Below are 19,674 nucleotides of genomic sequence, written 5' to 3'. Positions count from 1 at the left end.
AACACTGCAACGCAAAGAAACCACCACCCCGGCCCCATAAAGTTCTAATCCGCTGACTGAGCCTGCCGAAACCAAGCTTTCGGCAGGCTCAGTCATTTAAGCGGCAACGGTCACCGGTGGGTGTAGCCCATCTTTGCACTGATGGCCAGGCCGGCCTCCTGGAGTCCCTGGATCAGGCCCGGCGTATTTTCCGGGTCGAAGCGGAAGGCGGGGCCGGAGATGCTGACGGACCCGATGACGGTCCCGAAGTGGTTGTACACGGGCACCGCAACCGCGGTCAGTCCGATCTCGAATTCCTCGTGCACAATGGCGTAACCGTCGCGGGAAACGTCGAGGAGCTGGTTCTCCAGGGTGTCCCGGTCCGTGATGGTCCGAGGGGTGCGGGCCGGCAGGCCCACTTTGTCCAGGATCCGGGAGCGCTCCTCAACCGGCAGTGCTGCCAGCAGTACCTTGCCGCTGGAGGTGGCATGGAGGGGCGTCAGGCTGCCCACCCAGTCGGACGTTGCCAGTGTTGACGGGCCCATCGCCTGGTCCACGTTTACCGCATAGTTCGAGCGCAGGACGGCGAGGTTGACGGTTTCCTTGTACTGGTCTGCGAGGCGTTCCAGGATGGGACGGGCCTCGTGGACCAGGCTCAGCCGGCCGGGAATGGAGCTGGCCAGCCGCAGGATGCCAAAGCCCAGCTGGTACTTGCCGCGGTCGTTGTTCTGCCGCACGATCTCCCTGGACACCAGCGAGCCCAGGAGCCGCGAGACGGTGGACTTGTGGACGCCCATTTCGTCGGCGATTTCACTGACGCCGGCGTGTCCGTCCCGGGCGAGGATCTCCAGGATCTGCATGGCGCGGTCGACGGACTGGACGCCTCCGCCTGGCGCCTCCGGGTCCCTGCCAGTCCCTGGTTCGTCTCTTGCAGCCATCAGTGGTGCTCCCATGTTGTCGCCGTGACCAGCGGTCAGGTTCGGCACCATCACGCTTACTTCACACGTTTGATCCTAGACCTCGGCGGACAACGGGGCGTCATTTAACCAACGGCGGCCGCAGCTCCTGGTGCCAGGGGAGCGCAAATGCCGGAACCGGCTCACCCAGCTGGATGCCGCGTGACGGTACGGCCATGACTCCGTCGGCGCTGGCAAGTCCGCGCATCATCCCCGGCCCGGTGTAGTGGACGGGAGCCGCCAAGTCGTTGATCCAGCGGAACGGCATGAGCCGGGTGGAGGCGCGGTGGGCGTCGATGGTGGTGCCGCACGGCACCCGGCTGATGCCGGGCAGTGGCTGGTGTCCGAGCGCGGCCAGCAGCGGGCCGCCAACGGTGAAGAGTGCCATGAGGGCAGCGAGGGGATTGCCAGGAAGTCCGACGACGAACCGGCCGTTGGGCAGTTTGCCCAGGGCGGCGGGGTGGCCGGGCCGCATGGCGATGCCGTCGATGAGGAGCCGCCCGCCGAGCGCCAGCACGGCATTTCGGAAGTGGTCCGCGCCCGAGCGTCCGGTGCCGCCGGTGGTCACTATGACGTCGGGCCATTGCCCCATCGGCGCCTCGGAAGCTCCCAGGGCCGTGAGCCATTCCTCGTAGGAGTCCCCGATCCGGACCAGCGGCCCAGGAAGGCCGCCAAGCATCCGGATGACGGTGCTGAGCTGGGGGCCGAACGCATCCCGGACCTGTCCCGGTGCCGGCGTGCTGGCCGTGACCACCTCTGAACCGGTGACCAGCATTTTCACCAGTGGCTTGCCGCGGACCGTCAGCTGGTCGAACCCGGCAACGGCGGCCAGCGCGATGTGCGCAGGGTTCAGGGTTGTCCCGGCGGGGACCAGTATCTCGCCGGCTGCCGCTTCCTCGCCCGACTTGCGGATGTGCTGGCCCGGGCGGGGTTCGCCGGGGGATGCCGCCTCACCTACGAGCAACATGGCCCGGCCGTCAGCCTGCGTTGCTACGCGTCCGCTCTCAACGCGGAGCACCGCCTCGGCGCCCGGAGGGATAACGCCGCCGGTGACGACGGGGCTGGCCTCTCCGCTGCGGAGCGGGGCCCCCGGTTCCGTCAGCGCCCAGGGGCCGCAGCCACTGACCGTCCAGCCATCCATGGCGGACGAGGCGTAGTGGGGCATCTCCTGAAGCGCGACGACGTCGCCCGCAAGGGTTCTGCCGTTCGCCTCCCGGAGCGGTACGTGCTCCGGTCCAAGGGGGCTGGCGCAGTCAAAGGCCAGACGCCGTGCTTCTGCCCAGGTGTGCCCACCGTGGGCGGCGGGGCCGCCGCCTGTGCCCGGACTCTCGATGGTTCGAAGGGCTGGAGCTGTCACGGGTTGTTCCCTCGTTGGATGGTTGGCAGGTTTCGTTTCCCGAAAGCGGTGCTCCGGCGCTTACCTCCCCAGGTATTTCAGGCCTCCGAAACACCGTTTACGGGAAACGAAACTGCTCTACGTCCTTGATGGTCCGGGCTCACGTCCGGACTTCAGCCGCCTGATATTCCAAATATATCGTAAAGATATATCAGCGCGGAAGAGTGGCAAGCATCCGATTTTCCCCGGCTTTGCTTGCCGCCGGTTCCAGCCGCACGACGACGGACTTGGACGTCGGGGTTCCGCTGGTGTCGGCCACGGAGTCCAGTGGCACGAGCACGTTGGTCTCCGGATAGTAAGCCGCGGCGCAACCCTTTGGCGTCGAGTAGCTGACGATGCGGAAGCTTTCTGCACGGCGTTCCGTGCCCCGGAACTCGGACACCAGGTCCACCAGGTCGCCGTCGGCATAACCGAGCTCGGAAATGTCTGCCTCGTTGACCAGCACCACGCGCCGGCCACCGTGGATTCCGCGGTAGCGGTCGTCCTTGCCGTAAATGGTGGTGTTGTACTGGTCGTGGGAACGCAGGGTCTGCAGGACCAGCCGCCCGGACGGGACCCGGATGTACTCCAGGGGATTCGACGTGAAGTGTGCCTTGCCGGTGGTGGTCTTGAATTCCCTGTTGTCCCGTGGCGGGTGCGGCAGCACGAAACCGCCGGGGTGCTGGATTCTCTCCTCGAAATTCTCGAAGCCGTCGATCACCGCCTCGATGTGCTTCCTGATCAGGGAATAGTCGTCCCGGAGCGCGTGCCAGTCGGCCACCGGCGTGTTGGGATGCGGCCGGCCGTCCGCGCCGGTGAACACCCTGTGGGCGAGGTTGCACACGATGGCCACCTCCGACATCAGGTGCTCGCTGGCGGGCTTGAGCCGGCCGCGGGATGCATGGACGGCGCTCATGGAATCCTCCACGGTGACCCTCTGGTCACCGGAACGCTGGGCATCCCGTTCGGTGCGGCCCAGCGTGGGAAGAATCAGGGCGCGCTTCCCCGTCGACAGGTGGGAATGGTTTAGTTTCGTCGAGATCTGCACGGTCAGCCGGGTGTTGGCGAGTGCCTTCTCGGTGGCATCCCAGTCCGGGGCCGCCCGGACGAAGTTCCCGCCCATGCCCACGAACAGCCTGACCTTGCCGTCACGCATTGCGCGGATGGCGGCGACGGTGTCGTAGCCGTGCGCCCGGGGGGAACGGAACTGGAATTCCTGGTCCAGCCGGTCGTGGAAGCCCTCGGGCATGCGTTCGAAGATGCCCATGGTCCGGTCGCCCTGGACGTTGGAGTGTCCGCGAACCGGGCAGACTCCCGCTCCGGGTTTGCCAATATTGCCCTGCAGCAGCAGGACATTGACTACGTCGCGAAGGGTGGGCACCGAGTGCTTGTGCTGGGTCAGGCCCATTGCCCAGCAGACGATCGTGGAGCCCGACGCCAGGAGCCGTTCGCCGGTGGCGTCGATCTGCTCCCGGCTCAGGCCGGTCGCCTCGACGATGTCGTCCCACTGCACCTGTTCCAGCTGTTCGAGGTAGGACTCGACGCCGGACGTGTGGTTCGTGATGAAGTCGTGGTCAAAGACCGTGGTCAGGCCCGGGGTGTTCCTGCCTGCGCGTTCCGCGTCCAGCAGGTATTTCCCGAGGCCCTGGAACAGCGCCTGGTCGCCGCCGGCCCTGATCTGCAGGAAGTCATCCGTCAGTTGCGTTCCCACCAATGTTCCGGAGATCGTCTGCGGGTTCTCGAAGTGCAGGAGCCCTGCCTCGGGGAGCGGGTTGACGGACACGATGACGGCGCCGTTTTTCTTGGCCTTTTCCAGGGCACTGAGCATGCGCGGGTGGTTCGTGCCCGGGTTCTGGCCAGCCACGAAGATCAGGGACGCCGTTTCCAGGTCCGTGAGGCTGACGGATCCCTTGCCGATGCCAATGGTCTCCACCAGCGCGGACCCGGAGGACTCGTGGCACATGTTTGAGCAGTCCGGAAGGTTGTTCGTGCCCACGCCGCGGACCAGCAGCTGGTACACGAACGCAGCCTCATTGGAGGTCCTGCCGGACGTGTAAAAGACGCTCTGGTCAGGATCGTCCAGGTCCCTGAGTTCCTGGGCGACCAGTTCCAGGGCATCGTCCCAGTCAATGGGCCTGTAGTGGGTTGCGCCCTCGTCCAGGACCATCGGGTGGGTCAGTCTTCCCTGCTGGCCCAGCCAGTAGTCATCGCGGGTCTTCAGCTCGGCGACCGAATGGCTGGCGAAAAACTCCGGGCTGACGCGGCGGCGGGTGGCCTCCTCGGCCACCGCCTTTGCGCCGTTCTCGCAGAATTCCGCGGCATTGCGCTTTTCATGTTCCGGCCAGGCGCAGCCCATGCAGTCGAAGCCGTCGATCTGGTTGACGGCCATCAGCGTCTGGACGCTGCGCAGCGGACCCATCTGCTCAAGCGATATCTTCAGGGCGTTGGCCACCGCGGGGATGCCGACCGCCTTGGTTTTGGGTTTGCTGACGGTCAGCTTTGACTCGTCAATATTGTGGCGGGGGGCTTTGGAGGCCATGGGCTTTTCCTTCAGATCAGTACCGTGTAAATCCGTGCCGTGTTTATCCGAGCAGTGTCTATCCGTGCGGTGCAGTGGGGAGTGCGTTGCCTAGGGAATGCCGACTGTGACGACGTCGCCGTTCTCGCGGAAGAACATGCGGCGGCCGCCCCCGAAGGTGCGAACCAGCCAGATGATCCGGCCGTCCTCGGTCAGATCGTCGATCCAGCCGCTGTGGGGGACCGTGTATTGCTCCAGCACGGTGACGAAATCGCCCGGCGTGAGCGCAGTCCAGTCGTCCACGACCTTCACGCCGGCAGGCTGCGGCGCGGTGCTGCGTGCCATCAGTGCCCCGGTTACCGCGCGAGGACAGGCGTCGGGACCGCGCGGAGCTGTTCGCGGGCAGCTTCGGCCGTATGGAGAAGCAGCAGCGCCGTGGTAACTGAGCCCACACCGCCCGGGACAGGCGTCAGCGCGGCAGCGACCGGACGGACGCTGGCTTCGTCGACGTCGCCCGCGAGCGAGCCGTCGGAGAGCACGTTGGTTCCCACGTCGATCACCACTGAACGGTCCGAAACATCCGTCCCGGTGAGCAGCCCGGTGCGGCCCGCGGCAACAACCACGACGTCGGCCGCCTTGGTGTACTTCCCGAGCGGGCCGGACTTCGAGTGGCAGACGGTGGTGGTGGCGTCCTTCTGCAGCAGCAGCAGGGACAGTGGCTTGCCGACCACTGTTGAACGGCCCACCACCACCACGCTGCGGCCGGCCACCGGAATGTCGAAGTGGTCCAGGATTTCCACCACGGCCCGTGCCGTGGCCGGGGCGAAGGCGCGTTCCCCGACGGCGAGAAGTCCCAGGCTCAGCGGGTTGGCGCCGTCGATGTCCTTTTCCGGGGCGATGTATTTGACCAGTTCCTGGGTTTTCACGCCGGGAGGCAGCGGAGTCTGCAGGATGATGCCATGGATTGCTTGATCCACGCTGAGGTCCTTCAGTACTGCGACGAGCACCTGTTCGGTGGCGTCGTGGCCGACGTCGATGATCCTGCAGCCGATGCCGGCGTTTTCCGCGGCGCGCTCGATGGAACGCACGTACCAGTGGGTGGAGCTGTCCTCCGTCGCAACCACGACGGCGAGGGTTGGGCGTGTGCCCTCCTCGGCCAGCTCCGTGGCCTGGGCGGCGGCCTGCTGCTGGATCAGTTTGGCGAGGGGCTTTCCGGAGAGCAGGGATGCCGTCATCGGAGGATCCTTTCGCGTACCTGGCGTGAGAGTGAGTCAGCGGCCAGAACGACTTTTTCTTCAAGCCCGTCGGTTTGCTCCGCCAGTGCGGCGCGCGCCTGGGCGTCCTTGATGGCCACGACGTTGATGTCGATGTTGACGCGGGCCGTGGTGGCGGCAGCCCTGGCCGCGTCGGCTGCGGCGGCGATGTCGCTGATGACGTTCGGGTTGGCAATATCCAGAAGCGCGGCGGCGAGCTCCACGACGGTGCCCGACAGCCTGATCAGGCGGGCCGGCGGCTGGGCAGCCTGGCCAAGCGCGTCGTTGATGGCGGCTGCGCGCGCCGCCCGCTCAGTGTCGCTGGCGGCGGGCAGCTTATAGGAAGCGATCACAGCTTTGAAGGCGGCTTCATCGGCGTCGGCCAGCCCCAGCGTCTCGCCGATGAGCTGGTCGGCGGCGGCAATGATTCTGGAGGTGGTCTCTGCGTGCTGCTCATATTTGTCGCCGGTGCTGAACCGTGCCACCATCGCCACGAGGGCGGCACCCTGCGCCGCGTGCAGCGCCGCGGCCGCGCCGCCACCAGGGGTGGGCTTCCGCGCGGCAAGCCTGCCGAGGTAGTCGTTAATTGTTTCTGAACCGATCATTTGTCCATTCCTGGGCTGGTAGGGGCTGGAGCGGAAAGGGGGCTGCACGCAGCCCGGCTCCCGTTGCGAGGATGAGCCGGGCCGCGTGCTCCCAGGGGCCCTGCGGGCTGCTTAACCGCGGAGCCTGGTCATTTTCGGGTCGTACAGCGGCTCTTCTGACACGGTGGCCGTGATGCGCCGTCCGAAGTATTCGATCTCGACGGAATCGCCCACCGAAACGGTGGCCGGGAGGTAGGCGTAGGCAATCGGCTTGGCCACGGTGTAGCCGTAGGCGGCGCTGGTCACGTAGCCCACTGCCTGCTCCTTGTAGAACACGGGTTCCTTGCCCAGCACGATGGACCGGCCGTCGTCGACCGTCAGGCAGCGCAGCCGGCGGGCCGAGCCCTCTTCGGTCCGGCCTTCGAGGGCGGCCTTGCCGATGAAGCTCTCCTTGGCCATCTTGACGGCGAAGCCGAGGCCTGCTTCGAAGGGGTCGTGCTCGGTGGTCATGTCAGTTCCCCAGGAGCGGTAGCCCTTTTCCAGGCGCAGGGAGCTGAACGCCGCCCGGCCGGCGGCGATGACTCCGAACGGCTGGCCGGCCCTCCACAGCTCGTCCCAGAGCCGTTGTCCGTTATCCGCTGAGGTGTAGAGCTCCCAGCCGAGTTCGCCGACGTAGGACAGCCGCATGGCGGTGACCGGGATGCCGCCGATGACAACGTTCTTGGCCCGGAAGTATTTCAGGCCGTCGTTGGTGAAGTCGTCGTCGCTGACCTTGCCGATCAGGTCCCGGGCCAGCGGACCCCAGAGGCCGATGCAGCAGGTGCCGCCGGTGGTGTCCCGGACCTGGACCCAGTCGGAAGCGGAGCCGCTGTGGGTCTGGTGCCGGGCTGCCCTGGTGAAGTAGGCGGTGTCGATGTTGCCGTTGGCGCCGAGCTGGAAGGTGTCCTCGCTCAGCCGCGCGACGGTGATGTCGCTGCGGACGCCGCCGGCGTGGTCGAGCAGGAGGGTGTAGGTGACCGCACCGGGCTTCTTGTCCAGGTCCGCCGTCGTGAGTTCCTGCAGCAGTTTCAGGGCGCCTGGGCCTGACACTTCCAGCCGCTTCAGCGGGGTCATGTCGTACATGGCGACGGCGGTGCGCGTCTTCCACGCTTCGGCGGCAGCGATGGGGGAGCTGAACATGTTGGCCCAGGCGTCCCGCGCCGGGGGCAGCCATTCGGCCGGCATCTCCTTCAGGAGCGGGGCGTTGGCCTCGAACCAGTACGGCCGTTCCCAGCCGCCGGACTCCAGGAAGAAGGCTCCGAGTTCCTTGTGCCGGGCGTGGAACGGGCTGACGCGCAGGTTGCGTGGGGAGAGCTTGGGCTGGAGCGGGTGCAGGACGTCGTAGATCTCCACGAAGTTCTGCTGCGAGGTTTCGCTGACGTATTCGGGGGTGAGCTGGACTTCCTCGAAGCGGTTGATGTCGCACTCGCCGAGGTCGGTTTCGGACTTGCCCATGGTCAACAGTTCGGCCATCGCCTTGGCAACGCCGGCGGAGTGCGTCACCCAGACGGCCTCCGCGACGAAGAAGCCGTCGAGTTCCCTGGACTCGCCAAGGAGGGGGCCGCCGTCGGGGGTGAAGGAGAAGATGCCGTTGAAGCCATCCTCGATTTCGCTTTCCGCCAGGCCGGGGAGGATCTGTTTGGACGCCTCCCACGCGGGCAGGAAGTCCTCGAGGGTGAAGTCCAGGCGGGAGGGCATGTTGTGCTCGCTGACGGACTCGGGGGCGTACGTTCCCAGCGTGTCGAGGTCCACGGGCATGGGCCGGTGGGCGTAGGAACCGATGCCGTAGCGTTCGCCGTGTTCGCGGTAGTAGAGGTCCTGGTCCTGGTGGCGCAGGATCGGCAGGGTGGCACCGTTCGGAAGTTCATTGCGGCCGCTCAACTGGGGTACCGCCGTCGTCTTCACGTACTGGTGGGCCAGCGGAAGCAGGGGAACCGCCATGCCGATCATGGCTCCGATCTTGGCGCCCCAGAATCCGGCGCAGGAGATGACGATGTCCGCCGGGATGACGCCCTCGGACGTTTCGACGCCGGTGACCCGCCGTCCGGACTGCTCAATGCCCGTTACAGTGGTGGAGCCGCGGTACTTCACGCCCGCGGCCTCGGTGCGCTTGATCAGCAGCTGCACGGCACGCGCGGCGCTTGCCAGGCCGTCGCTGGGAACGTGGAGTCCGCCCAGGATGTTCTCATCGTTCAGCAGCGGGTACAGCTCCTTGCACTCGGCGGAGGAGAGGATCCGTCCTTCAATGCCCCAGGAGGCTGCGTAGCCGAGCTTGCGCTTGAGGTCCGCCAGACGGGTTTCGGTGGTGGCCACCTCCAGGCCGCCCACCTGGTTGAAGCAGCTCACGCCGTCCTCCGTCAGCGACAGCAGCTTCTCCACCGTGTACTTGGCGAACGATGCCATGGTCTTGGACGGGTTGGTCTGGAAGACCAGGCCCGGGGCGTGGGAGGTGGAGCCCCCGGGCATGTTCAAGGGCCCCTGGTCCAGGACTGTGATGTTGTTCCAGCCCCGGGCGACCAGTTCGTCGGCCAGGTTGGTGCCGACGATGCCGGCGCCGATGATGACAATACGTGGCGTGGATGCCATGTGGTTTTCTCCTGCAGATTTAAGTATTGGGCTGCTGTGCGGCCTGTGCGGGGCTGCTCTAGCGGAAGACGATGGTGCTGGCCTGGTCGATCAGCACGCGGTGCTCGCAGTGCCACCGCACTGCGCGGGACAACGCCAGGGCCTCTGCGTCCTGCCCGACCGTGGAGAGTGTGGTGGGTCCGTAGCTGTGGTCGACGCGGATGACTTCCTGCTCGATGATCGGGCCCTCGTCAAGGTCGGCGGTGACGTAGTGGGCTGTTGCGCCCACGAGCTTGACGCCACGGTCGTAGGCCTGGTGGTAGGGGCGTGCGCCCTTGAACCCCGGCAGGAACGAGTGGTGGATGTTGATGGCCCTGCCCTCGAGCGACCGGCACAGATCATCGGAGAGTACCTGCATGTAGCGTGCCAGGACCACGAGGTCGATGTTGTACTCGTCCACGAGCTCGAGCAGGCGCCGCTCGGCATCCTGCTTGGTTTCCGGAGTCACGGGAAGGTGGACGAACGGGAGGCCGGCGGCCTCTGCCATGGCCCGGTGCGTTTCGTGGTTGGACACCACCAGGGCCAGGTCGCCGCCCAGGCTGCCGCCGCGCCAGCGGAAAATCAGGTCGTTGAGGCAGTGCCCGAACTTGGACACCATGACCAGAACGCGCTGCTTGGTCTCGTCGTGGACGTCGAACTTCATCTCGAAGCGTTCCGCGATGGGGCGGAACTCCGCTTCGAGCGCCTGCAGATCGTAATCCGTGGCTCCGGAGAAGGCCGTGCGCAGGTGCAGCGTCTGGCGGAGGCCGTCGTCGAACTGCTGGTGCTCTTCGATGTTGAATCCGCGCTCAAACAGGAAAGTCGTTACTGCCTGGACGATGCCGGCACGCTCGACACACGACAGTGTGAGTACGAACTTGCCGGTTTTAGTTTCTTCAGAGGCTTCTCGCTGCGCGGCCGGCCTGGTGTTTGTGGCTGTGTCCACAACTGTCATGTCGCATCCTTTAGATATATGGCTAATCACCTTATTGATATATCAGGGGTGGTGGCCAGCGTATACTGGTGTGCGGATGAGGTCAATAGTCGAATGTTGGCCCGCAGGAGAGGCGGAGCGGTGGCGTTTGAAGCTTTGGCGGTAACGGAGGCCGGAGGTTCGAGGTCCCTGGCCGATGTGGCCTATGAGCGGATCCGCGACAGCCTGCTGACCCTGGAGATCCGGCCCGGTGATCCGCTTTACGACGAAGGGATCGCCAAGGAACTTGGCGTGGGGCGCACTCCGGTCCGGGAAGCGCTGAAGCGGCTTGAGGTGGACCGGCTGGTGGTGACCTATCCGCGGCGCGGCACCTTCGCAACGCGCGTGGAGGTCACAGACCTCGCATTCATCTCCGAGATCCGCGCCCAGCTGGAGCCCCTCGCGGCCTCCCGTGCTGCCAGGGTGGCGACCGCGGCCGCGCGGGACCGCCTCCGCGTCATTGTGGAGGAAGTGGAGGCCTTCGACGTGGACAGCGCATCTGTGGTGGAGACCCTGCGCCTGGATGCCCGGGTGCACCAGGGGATTTACGCCGCGGCAGCAAATCCACACCTGGAGGACGCGCTGATCCGCTACGACAACCTGGCAATACGCATCTGGTGCATGGTGCTGGACCGCCTGCCGAACCTTTCCCGGCACGTGCACGAGCACGTCAGCCTGCTGGAAGCGGTGATCGAAGGCGACGAGGCCCGGGCCGCAGAACTGGCCCGCGAACACGTGGACGGCTTTGAGAAGGCGGTGCGGACGGCCCTTTTCGCCGCCTAGCGCTACTTAACTACGACGACGGCGGGACGTTGCCCCGCCGTCGTTATCGCGAAAGAGGTGTCCCCGTCGCTCCTGCGGCGGGGGCACCTCTTTGTTGGGGGTGCGGCTACCGCCACGCGTCCCCGCCCGGTTGGCACCTTGCTTGAAAAAGACGACCACGGCTGCGCGCGGAGAAGGTAGCCGACGAGGTAGAAGCGCGTTCAGGCGCGAAAGTCAAGGGTGGAGCGGGCTGCGGAGAGAGTGCTTGACAATTATCCGTGACGTGCCTCACTGTGTTGCTTACTGCGAAGTTCATTGCTCCATGCGGAACAAATCGAAGCGGTGCCTCAGCGGTTTCGCGACCTGGACCTCGCTCCCAGGGACTGCAGTACCTGTCTTGACGAATCGAACCTGCCAGCCCAGGACCGGTCGAGGCAAAAACTGAGGCATCCGCAACACTGAGTAAAGGGAACACTTTCATGACAAGCGCACGTGACGTCAGCGCCGATAAACGTAGCGAAAGACCCAAGCCGATTGCACGCCGTCGACTCAAGGTGTCCGATATCGACGTCGTCGATAAGCCGATGCTCAAGAAGGCACTCTAGTGCCGTCAGCGGTTTGCGCTGAAACGGCGCTCTGGTGCCGTCAGCGGGTTGCGCTGAAGCCAGAAGGGAACAAATCTCAATGATCCAACCGACCACGACGACGGACTCCGTCGACACCTCCATATCGAAAGAGACCAGCTCCAGGTTCAAACGCCGCTTCATGGTGCGGCTTGTCGCTGTCTTCATCGGCGGGATGTTCCTCGACGGTTACATCCTCGGAATCATCGGCCCCGTCACCGGACCCATGCGGTCAGATCTCCAGCTCGACGCACTATCTCTGGGCATGATCGCTGCAGGCCCGCTGGTTGGTATCTTCGTCGGCTCCCCGCTGGCCGGCTGGGCTACTGACAAGTTCGGACGCAAGCCCATGTTCCTCGTGGACATGGGCCTGTTCCTGGTCGCCTCAGCGGCCCAGTTCTTCGTAACCTCCGGAGACGGGGCCGTGATCCAGCTGGCCGCCATCCGGTTCTTCATGGGCGTCGCGATCGGCGGCGAGTACTCAATCGGTGGGCCATTGCTCTCAGAGTTCTCCCCTCCAAAGCTCCGCGGGCGATTGCTCGGGCTGACTCTGATCGCCTGGTACGTCGGTTTCATGATGGCATTCATCATCGGCACGCTCCTGCACGACGCCGGCACCCCATGGCGCCTCGTCATCGGCACGAGCACGATACTCGCATTCATCCTGTTCCTCGCCCGCTTCGGCCTCCCCGAATCACCGAGCTGGCTCATTACGAAGGGACGGCGTGAGGAAGCACTCGCGATCGCACGCAAATACATCGAATCACCCGAGATGCACAACAGCATCACCGAAGAGATCGATCTGAGGATGATCCAGGAGGCACAAGCCGCGCAGAGCAGCACCAAAATCAAGGGCGCCTCCTTCGGAATGCTGTTCTCGAGGCAGTACTGGCGCACCACCCTCTTCACCGCAGGTTTTTGGTTCTGCGCGGTCACCCCGTACTTCGCGATCGCGACCTTCGCCGACGACGTGCTCAACCAATTCGGCTTCGGCGGCTGGACCGGTGGAGTCGGCCTCTCCGCACTTGCGGCCGCAGGTGTTGTCACCACCGTACTTCTCATTGACAAGCTCGGCCGCCGAATCCTCACCGTGCCCGGGCAGTGGCTCTGCGCAGGCATCCTGCTGATCATCGGAGTCTGGGCGAACGCACCAGCGATCCTCGTGCTCGTACTGTTTCTCGCCTTCTCCTTCTTCAATGCCGGCTACACCACGATGACCCAGGTCTATCCGGCCGAGGTATTCCCCGGCCACCTGCGCGGCATCGGCATGGGCTTCGCCGCGGCCTTCAGCCGCATCGGAGCCGCCCTCGGCACCTTCGCCCTGCCATGGGCGATCAGCAACATCGGCCTGGGCCCCAGCATGATCGTAGCCGCCGCCGTCGCATTACTCGGCGCAGTCCTCTCGCAATGGCTCGCACCTGAGACGAAGGGGCGCACCCTCGCCGAAATCTCAGCAAACTTCTCCCACTGACACCGGGACTGCGCGGTGCAACGTAGTGCCCGACAGGACAGGTTGCGCTCGTCGGCGCGAGTCTCCTGAATTGTTCGGCCCACACTGCGCTGGCGCAGCGTGCGAAGCTGCGTTGAAACCATCGTGTTGGTGCGAGGAGAATTTCTTGTGGAATGGTGCTGGTCAGTGTTGCGGTGCGGACCAGTTGTTCCCATGTCGGGTACATCTTTTCCGCATGCTGCCGCGGCGGCGCTCGGGTCACCCGGCGCCGCCCGCCAAGGCATCATCTACACGGGCGGGAAAGCGTGGACCCTGCAGCATAGGGCCTGGCTGGGGCGGCAGAAGTTCGATTCCGCACCCTGCAGCTGGCCTATGATTCCTGCCTGGGAGCGATGACGGGGTCCTGGACCGCCGGGACCGGGCCATCACGGAACTGGCCTATGACAGCCTGTACACCCCGGTCGTGAGGAACCTCGAGTGCCTGCGCGGTATCTCCACGCTGACCGCGTTCGGCCTCGCCGTTGAAATCGCCCAGTCACGCTCCCAGGGCCCGATCACCAAACCCGGCAACGGCCACGCCCGCAGGCTCTCGGTCGAAGCCGCCTGGCACCACCGCCAACCCTGTCCATGCCCCTCCAGCCTCATGCGGCAACGCTGGGCCCAGGCGCCTCCCGCCGCCCAGGCCCGGGGAGACGCCGGGAACCGCGGCCTTCACGAGCGGTGGCTGGTCTACCTCGAACACAGGAAACGCCCCGTGACCGCAAACGTCGCGATCGCACGGGAACTCGCCGGCTGGTGCTGGTCGCTGGCGACCATGTCCGCCGGCCCCGGCCAGACCCATGCAACCCCGGCTGAATAACACGTGCCGGCGTGCCCCGACGGAAGTGTTCGTTGCTGCGCGTGGAGTAAACCCGCGCCGGAGGAGTACGGCCGCTTAAACGGCACAGCGAACGGCCCCCAGCACTGCCTGGCGGGGGCCGTTCGCTGCTTGCCGGGTTTTGCCCGGCTACTCGTTAGTGGGTGACGTTGGCGAGGGTTTCGCGTTCGGCGGCGATGGTGGTGTTCTCGCCGTGTCCGGTCCTGACGATCGTCTCTGCCGGGAGGGTGAGGAGGCGTTCGCGGATGGAGGTCAGGATGGTGGGGTAGTCGCTGTAGGAGCGGCCGGTCGCGCCGGGTCCGCCGTTGAACAGGGTGTCGCCGGTGAACACGGTGTTTTCGGTTTCGAGGTGGAAGCAGGTGGAGCCGGGTGAGTGGCCCGGGGTGTGGATCGCCTTCAGCACGGCACCCGCGACCGGGAACTCGTCCCCGTCCTTGATCTCCTTATCGGGGGTGGTGCCGGGGTAGACCTGTTCCCAGAGGACCTGGTCCTCCGGGTTCAGCCAGACCGGCGCGCCGACAGCCTGGGCGAGTTCGCGGGCGGCGCCGATGTGGTCGTTGTGCGCGTGCGTGAGCAGGACCGCCAGGACCTTCCGGCCGGCCACGGCGTTGATGATCGCGGCGGCGTCATGCGGGGAATCAATGACCACGCACTCCTCCTCGTTGCCCACGATCCAGACGTTGTTGTCCACATCCCACGTCCCGCCGTCCAGCGAAAACGTGCCCGAGGTGACCAGGTTCTCGATCCTGACGCTCACGCGGATGCTCCTGCGGTTGCGGTTGCGGTTGCGGTTGCGGTTGCGGTTGCGGCGGGCGGGGTTTGGGTGGCGGGCTGGATTTCGACGACGGAGCGCAGGACCTTGCCTTCGTGCATTTTCTCGAACGCCTCCTCGACCTGGTCGATCGTGATCCGTTCGGACACGAACGCATCCAGGTCCAGGTTCCCCTGTTTGTAGTGGGAGACGAGCATGGGGAAGTCCCGGGAGGGCAGGCAGTCCCCGTACCAGGACGACTTCAGCGACCCGCCCCGCCCGAACACGTCCAGCAGCGGCAGCTCGAGCTGCATTTCGGGCGTCGGGACCCCGACCAGGACCACCCGGCCGGCCAGGTCCCGGGCGTAGAACGCCTGCTTGTACGTTTCCGGCCGGCCCACGGCCTCGATCACCACATCCGCGCCATTCCCGCCGGTGAGTGCGCGGATGGCCTCGACCGGGTCCGTGGTGCGGGAGTTGACCCCGTGCGTCGCGCCCAAAGACTTCGCCATCTCGATCTTGTTCTCATCGATGTCCACGGCGATGATCGTCGTCGCCCCGGCGAGCTTGGCGCCGGCGATCGCGGCGATGCCCACGCCGCCGCAGCCGATCACGGCCACCGACTCCCCGCGCTTGACCTCACCGGTATTGATCGCCGCCCCGATCCCGGCCATCACACCACACCCCAGCAGCCCGACGGCGGCCGGGTCGGCGTCCTCGTCAACCTTGGTGCACTGCCCGGCAGCGACCAGGGTCTTCTCCGCGAACGCCCCGATCCCCAGGGCGGGGGACAGCTCGGTACCGTCCTCCAGGGTCATCTTCTGGGTGGCGTTGGCCGTGTTGAAGCAGTACTGCGGCTGGCCCTTCGCGCACGCCCGGCACTGCCCGCACACCGCACGCCAGTTCAGGATCACCCGGTCCCCCGGGGCAACCTCGGTCACGCCCTCACCCACGGCGGACACCACACCCGTGGCCTCATGGCCCAGCAGATACGGGAACTCATCACCGATACCGCCCAGCTTGTAATGCAGGTCCGTATGACAGACGCCGCAGGTCAGGATGTCCACCAGGGCCTCGCCCGGACCCGGATCCGGCACCAGAATCGTCTCCACCGACACCGGAGCATCCTTAGCCCTGACAACAACTGCCTTCACTTTATGAACCATGAGGTCACATTCCTTTCGGGTGTTCTGCGGCTGACGCAGTCCACCCGGGCAGGCGCGTGGCGCTGTTCGCGGGGGAGCGGGGCGTTGCCGGAGGGCATCAGCGCAGCTGATATTCCATTGATATTTGTGAGCTAGATAACTGATATATAAGCGATCGTATGCCCCGGATCTTGCTGCGTCAACGCAGCAGGGGCAAGCTGAACGAAGTGCCCCACAGAAGGAGAGGTCATGGCCGTCAAAGATGAAATGCAGATCCTGGGTGAGTGGTACGAGCAGTTGGCGAGGGCGTTGGAGATCCCTGATCTCGACGTCGATCAGGAACTGCTGCTGGATCTGGCCCGGAAATCCGCGGACAAGGTCATTCATGCCGCGGCTCCGGTGACGGCCTTCATGGTGGGTTACGCGGCGGGCCAGAAGGCCGGGAAAAACGACGCGGGCTCTGCAGGGGCCAGGGAAGCGACCGCCCGGGCCGCAGACATCGCGTTCCGGCTGTGCGAGGACCGGGCCGGGAGCCAAGACGCCGGGCGCGGCGGACCGGCTGGAGCGGCGTAGGCGCTGCACGCAAGAGCGGCCGGATCCCGGTGGCTTGTGCCACCCGTACCCGGCCGCCCTTAGTGCTGCTCTGTGCTCAGTGCTGCACTGCGATCATTGCGGCTCTGGACTCAAAGCCGCCCTGTGCCTAGTGCCGCTTGTCCCCGTGCGCATCGAGCTCATTGTTGGCGCACCGTTCATCACACTCGTGCTTGGTCACGAGGTCGAACTGGACGCCGCCGTGCTTGTCGACGCCGCTGCGGATGGACCGCTCGACGACGGAGGTCACCAACCGCCTGCGGAGTGACAGGGGGTCCCTCCGCAGGTCCCTCGTCAGAGCAAAGCACATCAGGAACATCACGATGACGAATGGCAGGGCCGACACGATGGTGATTCGTTGCAGTCCGGCCAGCGCCTCGGCAGGCTTGTCGCCGCCTGCGAGGAGCATTACCGCGGCTACGGCTCCGGTCAGGGCGCCCCAGAAGATGACGACGCCGCGGCGTGGTTCCTCAGCGCCGTTGGAGCTGAGCGAGCCCATCACAATGGAGGCCGCATCGGCGCCGGTGACGAAGAAGATGGCCACCAGGACCATCGCCAGGACGGCGACCGCGCCCGCAATCGCGTTGGGCAGCGGCAGGTGGTGGAGCAGGTCGAACAGGGCGCCGTCGAAGGAAATCGAGGGTTTTCCGTCGACGATCTGGGCCAGGCCATCGCCGGTGTCGGGGGTGGCATCTGCCTTGGATTGGATGTTGATGGCGGCTCCGCCGAAGATGCCGAACCAGATCACGCTGACGATGCTTGGGACCAGCAGGACGCCGGTGACGAACTGGCGGATTGTCCGGCCGCGGCTGATGCGGGCGATGAACAGGCCTACGAAGGGAGTCCAGGAGACCCACCATGCCCAGTAGAAAATGGTCCAGCCGGACATCCACGTGCGGAGGGCGTCGTCGCCGACGGCCTCGGTCCGGGATGCCATTTCAGCCAGGTCCCGTGCGTAATCGCCGACGGCTGCCGGGATCAGGTTCAGGATGAAGAGCGTTGGTCCGGCAACGAACACGATGACGGCCAGGACTGCAGCCAGGACCATGTTGATGTTGGACAGCCACTGGATGCCGCGGCTGATTCCGGAGACGGCCGAGGCCACGAAGCAGGCTGTAAGCACGGCAACGATGACCACCAGCACGGGAGTGGCAAGCTGGCCGCTGATCCAGCCGTTGGACGCCATGCCGCTGCCGATCTGAAGCGCACCGAGGCCCAGTGACGCAGCGGTGCCGAAGAGGGTGGCGAATATGGCCAGCATGTTGATGACCTTGCCGATGGGACCTTCCACACGCCGGATGCCGAACAGCGACGTGAAGACGGTGGAAATGAGCTGCTTCCGGCCAAGGCGGTAGGTTCCGTAGGCCATCGCAACGCCCACGACCGCGTACATGGCCCAGGGGTGCAGGGTCCAGTGGAAGATCGAGGTTGCCATTGCCGTCTGGACGGCCGCGGGCGTCTGGCCGTCAACGGTGCCCGGCGGCGGGGAAATGTAGTGGTAGAGCGGCTCGGCCACGCCGTAGAACATCAGGCCAATGCCCATGCCTGCGGCGAACATCATCGAGATCCACGAGACCATGGAGTATTCGGGCTTTTCGGCGTCTTTCCCCAGCGGAATGTTCCCGAAGCGGCTGACCGCCAGCCACAGCACGTAGACCACGAACAGGGAAGAGAGGGCAACGAACAGCCAGCCGGTGTTTTCCATGACCCAGTCGAGGACCACCTGGGAGGTGGCGGCCAGGTTCTCCTTGCCGGCAAAGCCCCAGATTACAAAGGCCAGCGTGAGCAGTCCGGCGACGCCGAAAACTACCTTGTCGAGTCCTCCCTTCCGGAACAGCTGGCTGCTGCGCCGCGCTTCTTCGTGTTCTGATTCGGTTTCCCGCAGGGCCTGAAGGATTTCCAGGTCTTCCTGGGGAGTTTCAGGTTCTTGATCCAAGGCCGGCTCCACCCCCGGGGCCCGACCGTCTTCACTGCTTTCATCGATAGTGACGTCACTATTGATTGTCATGAGGGGTTTCCTTAATTGAATAAGTGGGACTGCCCAGCCGTGGCTGCCCGGGTTGGGCCCGGCGCCAGGTTCGGCTCGTCCTCGGATTCGATAGCCAGGACGGTCGCCATCGACGGTCCTGGCTTCGTGAAAGCGGACCGGCAGTTTCGCCGGGAGCACACGCCGTGCTCAGTAGTTCCGCAGTAATCAACACACTTCGCCTTCAGCAACAGAGTGCGCCAGCTCACATGCGTTGTCAAGGATTTTTTATTGCTGCCGTCACCTCTTGACACCGGAGATGTGATGCAGCACGCTGTTGCTTATTGTGATCGTTGTTGCGCATGAAGCAATTAAGGAAGAAGTTGAGTATGCAGACGCTTGCGATCGTGGGAGCCTCGCTGGCTGGCCTTTCGGCAGCCCGGGCAGCTCGCGCTCAAGGCTTCTCGGGACGGCTGGTCATCATTGGCGATGAGCATCACCGGCCGTATGACAGGCCGCCACTGTCCAAGGATTTCCTCCTGGGCACCATTACGGCCGAAGACCTCTTCCTCGAGACCGACGACGACGGACTGAACGCCGAGTGGATTCTGGGAGGCAGCGCGACCGGTCTGGACGCAGAGACGCGGGCCATCCGCCTTCACGACGGCCGCACCGTCACAGCAGACGGCATTGTCATCGCGACCGGTGCTCGGGCCCGCCAGATGCCGGCCCTCGCCGGCCTCGACAACGTGTTCTACCTGCGGACCATGGCTGATGCCCAGAGTCTGACCCCCAGGTTGGTGGCCGGCGCCCGCATGATTGTGATCGGCGCCGGCTTCATCGGCGCCGAGGTTGCCTCTGCCGCCGCTTCCCGGGGGATGGCGGTGACCATGATCAACAACTCGCCGGTCCCCTTCACGGCCCAGCTCGGACAGGACATGGGATCCGTAGTGGCCAACCTGCACGAGGCCAACGGCGTAAGCCTGATCTGTGGCACCGGCATCGACGAGTTCCACAGCACGGCGGACAGCGTGACCGGCCTTCGCCTGGCGGATGGCAGGGAACTGGCGGCCGACGTTGTGGTGGTGGGCATCGGCGCGGAGCCGAATGTTGAGTGGCTTGCCGGGTCGGGCGTGGAGGTCGACGGCGGTGTGTTGTGTGATGCGATGGGGCGCACCAGTGTTCCGGGCATTGTGGCGGTGGGTGACTGTGCTGCCTGGTTCGACGC

At 65.3% G+C, this 19,674-nt stretch carries 16 protein-coding genes; 5 read left to right on the top strand and 11 right to left on the bottom strand.

What is annotated here, in order from left to right; all coding sequences use genetic code 11:
* Window positions 1-110 precede the first annotated feature (110 nt).
* The 8 genes from ACFTSA_RS24025 to purU all read right to left on the bottom strand — a co-directional run bounded on the left by ACFTSA_RS24025 (window position 111) and on the right by purU (window position 10,263).
* Window positions 111-917 carry an IclR family transcriptional regulator gene (locus tag ACFTSA_RS24025; RefSeq protein WP_377954586.1) on the bottom strand — a complete coding sequence of 269 codons (807 nt, stop codon included), beginning with the start codon at window positions 915-917 and terminating at the stop codon, window positions 111-113.
* 100 nt (window positions 918-1,017) lie between these two features.
* On the bottom strand, window positions 1,018-2,292 hold the full coding sequence (locus ACFTSA_RS24020; RefSeq protein WP_377954584.1) for a molybdopterin molybdotransferase MoeA: 1,275 nt from the start codon (window positions 2,290-2,292) through the stop codon (window positions 1,018-1,020).
* Between the two features lie 190 nt (window positions 2,293-2,482).
* Window positions 2,483-4,849: an FdhF/YdeP family oxidoreductase gene (locus ACFTSA_RS24015; protein WP_377954583.1), complete on the bottom strand. Its 2,367-nt coding sequence runs from the start codon at window positions 4,847-4,849 to the stop codon at window positions 2,483-2,485.
* A 90-nt stretch (window positions 4,850-4,939) separates the two neighbouring features.
* Window positions 4,940-5,173, bottom strand: coding sequence for a hypothetical protein (locus ACFTSA_RS24010; protein ID WP_377954581.1), 234 nt, complete (start codon window positions 5,171-5,173; stop codon window positions 4,940-4,942).
* Between the two features lie 11 nt (window positions 5,174-5,184).
* Window positions 5,185-6,063, bottom strand: a complete 879-nt coding sequence (locus ACFTSA_RS24005; protein ID WP_377954579.1) for a bifunctional 5,10-methylenetetrahydrofolate dehydrogenase/5,10-methenyltetrahydrofolate cyclohydrolase — start codon at window positions 6,061-6,063, stop codon at window positions 5,185-5,187.
* Entirely contained in the window at window positions 6,060-6,686 is a 627-nt protein-coding gene (locus ACFTSA_RS24000) for a cyclodeaminase/cyclohydrolase family protein (protein ID WP_377954577.1), read from the bottom strand. Before ACFTSA_RS24000 ends, ACFTSA_RS24005 begins: the two co-directional genes overlap by 4 nt.
* Window positions 6,687-6,797: 111 nt before the next feature.
* Window positions 6,798-9,290 carry an FAD-dependent oxidoreductase gene (locus ACFTSA_RS23995; RefSeq protein WP_377954575.1) on the bottom strand — a complete coding sequence of 831 codons (2,493 nt, stop codon included), beginning with the start codon at window positions 9,288-9,290 and terminating at the stop codon, window positions 6,798-6,800.
* Window positions 9,291-9,348: 58 nt separating this feature from the next.
* Complete coding sequence (purU, locus tag ACFTSA_RS23990; RefSeq protein WP_377954573.1) at window positions 9,349-10,263, bottom strand: formyltetrahydrofolate deformylase; 915 nt, start codon at window positions 10,261-10,263, stop codon at window positions 9,349-9,351.
* A gap of 120 nt (window positions 10,264-10,383) precedes the next feature.
* Here purU and ACFTSA_RS23985 point away from each other — a divergent pair, with 120 nt between their 5' ends.
* The 3 genes from ACFTSA_RS23985 (at window position 10,384) to ACFTSA_RS23975 (ending at window position 13,975) form a co-directional block, all read left to right on the top strand.
* The gene (locus ACFTSA_RS23985; protein WP_377954571.1) at window positions 10,384-11,064 is read left to right on the top strand and encodes a GntR family transcriptional regulator; all 681 of its coding nucleotides are present in this window, start codon (window positions 10,384-10,386) and stop codon (window positions 11,062-11,064) included.
* Window positions 11,065-11,727: 663 nt separating this feature from the next.
* Window positions 11,728-13,137 (top strand): MFS transporter, encoded by a 1,410-nt coding sequence (locus ACFTSA_RS23980; RefSeq protein WP_377954569.1) that lies wholly within the window; start codon window positions 11,728-11,730, stop codon window positions 13,135-13,137.
* 442 nt (window positions 13,138-13,579) lie between these two features.
* Window positions 13,580-13,975 (top strand): hypothetical protein, encoded by a 396-nt coding sequence (locus ACFTSA_RS23975; RefSeq protein ID WP_377954567.1) that lies wholly within the window; start codon window positions 13,580-13,582, stop codon window positions 13,973-13,975.
* A 154-nt stretch (window positions 13,976-14,129) separates the two neighbouring features.
* On the opposite strand, the gene ACFTSA_RS23970 is transcribed toward ACFTSA_RS23975, so the two are convergent.
* Entirely contained in the window at window positions 14,130-14,750 is a 621-nt protein-coding gene (locus ACFTSA_RS23970; protein WP_377954564.1) for an MBL fold metallo-hydrolase, read from the bottom strand.
* On the bottom strand, window positions 14,747-15,910 hold the full coding sequence (locus tag ACFTSA_RS23965) for an S-(hydroxymethyl)mycothiol dehydrogenase (RefSeq protein ID WP_377954563.1): 1,164 nt from the start codon (window positions 15,908-15,910) through the stop codon (window positions 14,747-14,749). The genes ACFTSA_RS23970 and ACFTSA_RS23965 overlap by 4 nt, the downstream gene beginning before the upstream one ends.
* Window positions 15,911-16,138: 228 nt before the next feature.
* On the opposite strand from ACFTSA_RS23965, the gene ACFTSA_RS23960 reads away from it, so the two are divergent.
* Entirely contained in the window at window positions 16,139-16,462 is a 324-nt protein-coding gene (locus tag ACFTSA_RS23960) for a DUF6457 domain-containing protein (protein ID WP_377954561.1), read from the top strand.
* Between the two features lie 127 nt (window positions 16,463-16,589).
* Here the strand turns inward: ACFTSA_RS23960 and ACFTSA_RS23955 are convergent, their stop codons facing one another.
* Window positions 16,590-18,488 (bottom strand): BCCT family transporter, encoded by a 1,899-nt coding sequence (locus tag ACFTSA_RS23955; RefSeq protein WP_377954559.1) that lies wholly within the window; start codon window positions 18,486-18,488, stop codon window positions 16,590-16,592.
* Between the two features lie 347 nt (window positions 18,489-18,835).
* Here ACFTSA_RS23955 and ACFTSA_RS23950 point away from each other — a divergent pair.
* Window positions 18,836-19,674, top strand: an 839-nt coding sequence (locus ACFTSA_RS23950; protein WP_377954557.1) for an NAD(P)/FAD-dependent oxidoreductase, incomplete at its 3' end; no start/stop codon positions are given.

This window comes from Arthrobacter sp. NPDC057013, assembly GCF_042674585.1.
In the GTDB taxonomy this organism is placed as follows: Bacteria; Actinomycetota; Actinomycetes; order Actinomycetales; family Micrococcaceae; genus Arthrobacter.
The sequence above is the reverse complement of the archived record's forward strand: the minus strand, read 5'-3'. Positions and strand labels throughout refer to the sequence as shown.

What these genes read in the sequence shown, in the direction of transcription:
- ACFTSA_RS23995 (WP_377954575.1), bottom strand. Translation starts at nt 9,290, where the DNA reads ATGGCATCCACGCCACGTATTGTCATCATCGGCGCCGGCATCGTCGGC.
- ACFTSA_RS23980 (WP_377954569.1), top strand. Translation starts at nt 11,728, where the DNA reads ATGATCCAACCGACCACGACGACGGACTCCGTCGACACCTCCATATCG.
- ACFTSA_RS24010 (WP_377954581.1), bottom strand. Translation starts at nt 5,173, where the DNA reads ATGGCACGCAGCACCGCGCCGCAGCCTGCCGGCGTGAAGGTCGTGGAC.
- ACFTSA_RS23965 (WP_377954563.1), bottom strand. Translation starts at nt 15,910, where the DNA reads ATGGTTCATAAAGTGAAGGCAGTTGTTGTCAGGGCTAAGGATGCTCCG.
- purU (WP_377954573.1), bottom strand. Translation starts at nt 10,263, where the DNA reads ATGACAGTTGTGGACACAGCCACAAACACCAGGCCGGCCGCGCAGCGA.
- ACFTSA_RS24015 (WP_377954583.1), bottom strand. Translation starts at nt 4,849, where the DNA reads ATGGCCTCCAAAGCCCCCCGCCACAATATTGACGAGTCAAAGCTGACC.
- ACFTSA_RS24000 (WP_377954577.1), bottom strand. Translation starts at nt 6,686, where the DNA reads ATGATCGGTTCAGAAACAATTAACGACTACCTCGGCAGGCTTGCCGCG.
- ACFTSA_RS24005 (WP_377954579.1), bottom strand. Translation starts at nt 6,063, where the DNA reads ATGACGGCATCCCTGCTCTCCGGAAAGCCCCTCGCCAAACTGATCCAG.
- ACFTSA_RS23955 (WP_377954559.1), bottom strand. Translation starts at nt 18,488, where the DNA reads ATGACAATCAATAGTGACGTCACTATCGATGAAAGCAGTGAAGACGGT.
- ACFTSA_RS23960 (WP_377954561.1), top strand. Translation starts at nt 16,139, where the DNA reads ATGGCCGTCAAAGATGAAATGCAGATCCTGGGTGAGTGGTACGAGCAG.
- ACFTSA_RS24025 (WP_377954586.1), bottom strand. Translation starts at nt 917, where the DNA reads ATGGCTGCAAGAGACGAACCAGGGACTGGCAGGGACCCGGAGGCGCCA.